Raw genomic sequence first — 4,153 nt, 5'->3', positions numbered from 1 at the left:
GGGATCCGACTTCAGGCGCGTGATCATGTCCAGGACACCTTGCGAGTGGCCGTTGGCGGTGTCCACGAAAAGCGCGTCGACACCGGCGTCGATCAGGGCCATGGCCCGTTCCCAGCCGTCGCCGAAGAACCCGATGGCTGCGCCGACCCGGAGGCGGCCTTCCTCGTCCTTCGTCGCGAGCGGGTACTGCTCGGCCTTGGTGAAGTCCTTGGTGGTGATCAGGCCCTTGAGGCGACCCTGCTCGTCAACGAGGGGCAGCTTCTCGATCTTGTTGGTGGCCAGTTTGTGCGAAGCCTCTTCGCGGCTGATGCCCACGTGGCCCGTGATGAGCGGCATCTTGGTCATGACGTCGCTGACCAGCCTCAGCGGGAAGTCGGACTCCGGAACGAAGCGGGTGTCGCGGTTGGTGACGATACCGAGCAGACGGCCGTCCGTGTCGATCACGGGCAGGCCGGAAACCCGGTAACGCGAACACAGTTCGTCCAGTTCCTGAAGGGTGGCCTCCGGGTGGATGGTCAGGGGGTTGGTGATCATCCCGGACTCGGAGCGCTTGACGCGGTCGACGTGGTCGGCCTGGTCTTCGATGGACAAGTTGCGGTGGATGACGCCAAGGCCACCCTGGCGGGCCATGGCAATGGCCATCCGGGACTCGGTGACAGTGTCCATGGCGGCGGACAGCAGCGGGGTCTGGACCGAAATCCGCTTGGAGATCCGGGAGGAGGTGTCAGCTTCGGACGGAATGACGTTGGTGTGGCCCGGCAGCAGCAGGACGTCGTCATAGGTCAGGCCAACAAAGCCAAAGGGATCGTGTTCGGGCTGGGTCATGAGTGCGCCTCTTACCTTGGTTCTTGGGGGTTGCTCTGGTAGGGGTTGCAGCTGATGACCAGCCCGTCATTACGGGACTGGCCTGTGCAGAAAGGTTCTGAATAAATAGTAGAACCTCGCCGCCGATCCCCATATTCCGCGAGGGCAATGTGAGCAACAGCACCCGGCATCCGCCGCCGAGCCGCTGGACAACCCAACTCTGGCCGCCTAGCTCCACCCGGTCGCGGCCATGAACGCCTTCTCGAAGTATGGGGTCAGGGTCTTCATGTAGGTGGCGGTCACGTGGTTGTCGTCCTTGTAGACAATCACGTTGCCGATCACTGCAGGACAATTCGCATCAGGGCAGAAGTACTTCGAGAGGTCCAGGAATTTCGTGTCGGGCATTGCCGCGGCGACGGCCCCCGTCGGGGAGTCTTCCGAATAGATTTCGGCGCGTTGGGAACCACAGGCAACATACGCGCCGGGGTTCTTCTCAAGGCAAGCGGGAACTGGCTGCGCTGCCCGTGGTGTGTCTCGGAAGGCGACCACTTGGATTCCGGCGTCGTTGAGGGTCTTTACTTCCGTGACCCAGGAAGGATCGAGCCGCTCCGGGACGTTGCTCTGAGCATTGGTGCGCGTACTGGTCGTCACCACAACATCCGGCTTCATCTTCAGGACCTCTGCGAGCGTGGCCTTGTTGAAGTCAACGCATGCCTGCGTAATGTCTGCCGCGGTGTCCTCGCCAAGCGGGCAATATCCCTTCGTGATGGACGTCAGGCTCCAATTGTTCTTTGCGGCCATCGTAAGCAGCGGCGTGTTCAGCACGTGGGCGTGCGAACTGCCTATGACCACCACGGACTTCGTCCCGTTCTTGATCCCGTTGGTGCATCGGTTGACGAACTCCTGCGGGTCGGCGGTCCCTGTGCAGGCGGTCGGGAAAACCGGCCAGTCCCCATCAACGGCAGTCATGCTTGGAACCAAGGGCACCCCTGGATCGGGGGTGTACACGAAGTCCCCGCCCACGGCCGCCGCTCCGGGGTTGCGGGCATCCATGTTTGCAACCAAGGCACGGTTTGTCTGCTCGATCTGCAGGGGCCAACCCGCCAAGGGCAAAATAGCCACGGCCCCTACCGCAACCAGCGAAATCGCGCTTCTGCGCCGGTTGGCCTCGGGCCACTTCCAACCCCGCAACGGCTTCTCGATGAACCTGGTGGTCAGAACAGCCAGGACGAAGGCACCCACAATGATCACTGTGCCGGACAACCAGCCGGCGTGGGTCTTGCCGGACCAAGCCAGATAGATGACCAACATGGGCCAGTGCCAGAGGTAGAGGGCGTACGAATTGTTTCCCATCCGCACGAGCGGCTTGGAACTGAGGATCCGGTCGATTCCGAACCGGCTCTGGGTCTGGCCTGCCGCGAGGATACAGGCTGCGGCCAGCGTTGGCCACAAGGCCAACCACCCGGGGAAGACCCCCTCGACGTCGAGGATGAGCCCGCAGCTGAGCATCGCCAGGATACCGAGCCAGCCTAGGACGATCCTGGCCGACCTGGGTATTTTGACCGAAGGCAGGAAAAGTGCCAGAAGAGTCCCCAGGGCAAACTCCCACAGCCTGGCCGCCGTCGAGAAGTACGCCGCCGATTGGTCCGAAGCGGTGTAGAGGACCGAATACACCAGGGAAACCAGGAAGACTAATCCAAAGATGTAACGCAGAAGGGGAACGTACGCGAGCCTGAACCTCCTCGCCACCCAGCCAGCGCCCACGAAGATGATCGGCCAGACAATGAAGACCTGTCCTTGGATGGACAGCGACCAGAAATGCTGTAGCGGGCTGGCCAGGCTGTGGTCCGCGGCGTAGTAGTTGACTGCCTGCGACTGCAGCAGGAAGTTCTCAACGTAGAAGAGTGAAGCCCAGCCCTGCTTGATGGTATCGACCCAGCGGGTGGCCGGCATGAAGAGGAAAGTGGCGGCCAGCGTTCCAACGATCACCGTCACGGCTGCCGGCAAGAGCCTCCGGAAGTGATGAAGGTAGTGCTTGATCAGTTCCGTCTGCCGCCCACCGGCATACCGCCGTGTGAACTGCGCCGTCATGAGGAATGCAGAGACCAGGAGGAAAATATCCACCCCGCCGGAGACCCGGCCGAACCAGATGTGGTACGTGACAACCATGAGGACGGCAACAGATCGAAGCCCTTGGATCTCAGGACGGAACGTTGACTTGGGGGCCGATTTCTGCGTCTCGCCGCTAGTTCGCCGTAGCGCAATCGGGCGCGTGGTTGTCAAAGTCTTGCCTCCAGGGTGCTACTCAAACCGTCTACCCTACTGATTCGAAATGTTCGTCGTCAATTGAGACCGCGTTCAACCAACTTCCTATGATCCATTAGGACACAAGGGGCTGGGAGCTTCCGGAGCGTTGTCTGGGTCAATCCTCCATGCCGTTTTCCGGGCAACGCGGGGTCACTTACGGCCCATCCGGCAGCACCCAATGGGCCGTAAGTGACCCCGCGTTGCTTTAAAAAGAAAGGCCCGGCCCCCTCAAGGGGACCGGGCCTTCTTTCACACAGATGGGCCCACACCGCCCGGGCTCCCTGGCCGAAGCGAAGCGAGGCTAGGGAGGCGGTGGGGACTAGTGGCTGTGGCCTGCGTGCTCGTCTTCCTCGGCCGGCTTCTCGACAACAAGGGTCTCGGTGGTGAGAACCAGGGCTGCGATGGATGCGGCGTTCTGGAGTGCGGAGCGGGTGACCTTGACGGGGTCGATCACGCCGGCGGCGATCAGGTCCTCGTACACGCCGGACTTCGCGTTGAAGCCGTGGTTGGCTTCCAGCTCGGCAACCTTGGCCACGACGACGTAACCGTCGAAGCCGGCGTTCTGGGCGATCCAGCGAAGGGGCTGGGTCAGGGCACGGCGAACGATGCCGACGGCGGCAGCCGCGTCGCCTTCCAGTGCCTTGACGGCAGAGTCCTCGTCCAGTGCCTTGAGGGCGTGGATGAGGGCGGATCCACCGCCGGAGACGATGCCCTCTTCCAGGGCAGCACGCGTGGAGGACACTGCGTCCTCGATGCGGTGCTTCTTTTCCTTGAGCTCGACCTCGGTGGCTGCGCCGACCTTGATGACGCCGATGCCTCCTGCCAGCTTCGCAAGCCTTTCCTGCAGCTTTTCGCGGTCCCAATCGGAGTCGGTGCGGGTCAGCTCTGCACGGATCTGGGCGACGCGCGCTGCGACGTCCTCAGGCGTACCGGCGCCGTCAACAATGGTGGTGTTGTCCTTGGTGACGGTGATCCGGCGGGCGCTGCCGAGGACCTCGAGGCCAACCTGGTCCAGGGACAGGCCGAGCTCCGGGGAAACAAC

The 4,153-nt window shown here is 62.5% G+C and carries 3 protein-coding genes; all 3 read right to left on the bottom strand.

Translation table 11 applies throughout. The annotated features are described in order from the left end of the window. Positions 1-825: IMP dehydrogenase (gene guaB, locus AHiyo1_RS26030; protein ID WP_253257113.1), on the bottom strand; the 825-nt coding region annotated here is incomplete at its 3' end. Positions 826-1,032: 207 nt separating this feature from the next. Next, positions 1,033-3,087, bottom strand: coding sequence for an acyltransferase family protein (locus AHiyo1_RS01755; protein ID WP_059387420.1), 2,055 nt, complete (start codon positions 3,085-3,087; stop codon positions 1,033-1,035). 343 nt (positions 3,088-3,430) lie between these two features. After that, positions 3,431-4,153, bottom strand: a 723-nt coding sequence (locus AHiyo1_RS01750; protein ID WP_275937031.1) for a TCP-1/cpn60 chaperonin family protein, incomplete at its 5' end; no start/stop codon positions are given.

Source organism: Arthrobacter sp. Hiyo1, from assembly GCF_001263615.2.
Lineage (GTDB): Bacteria > Actinomycetota > Actinomycetes > Actinomycetales > Micrococcaceae > Arthrobacter.
Note: the sequence above shows the minus strand (reverse complement) of the source record. Positions and strands in the feature narration are given on the sequence as shown.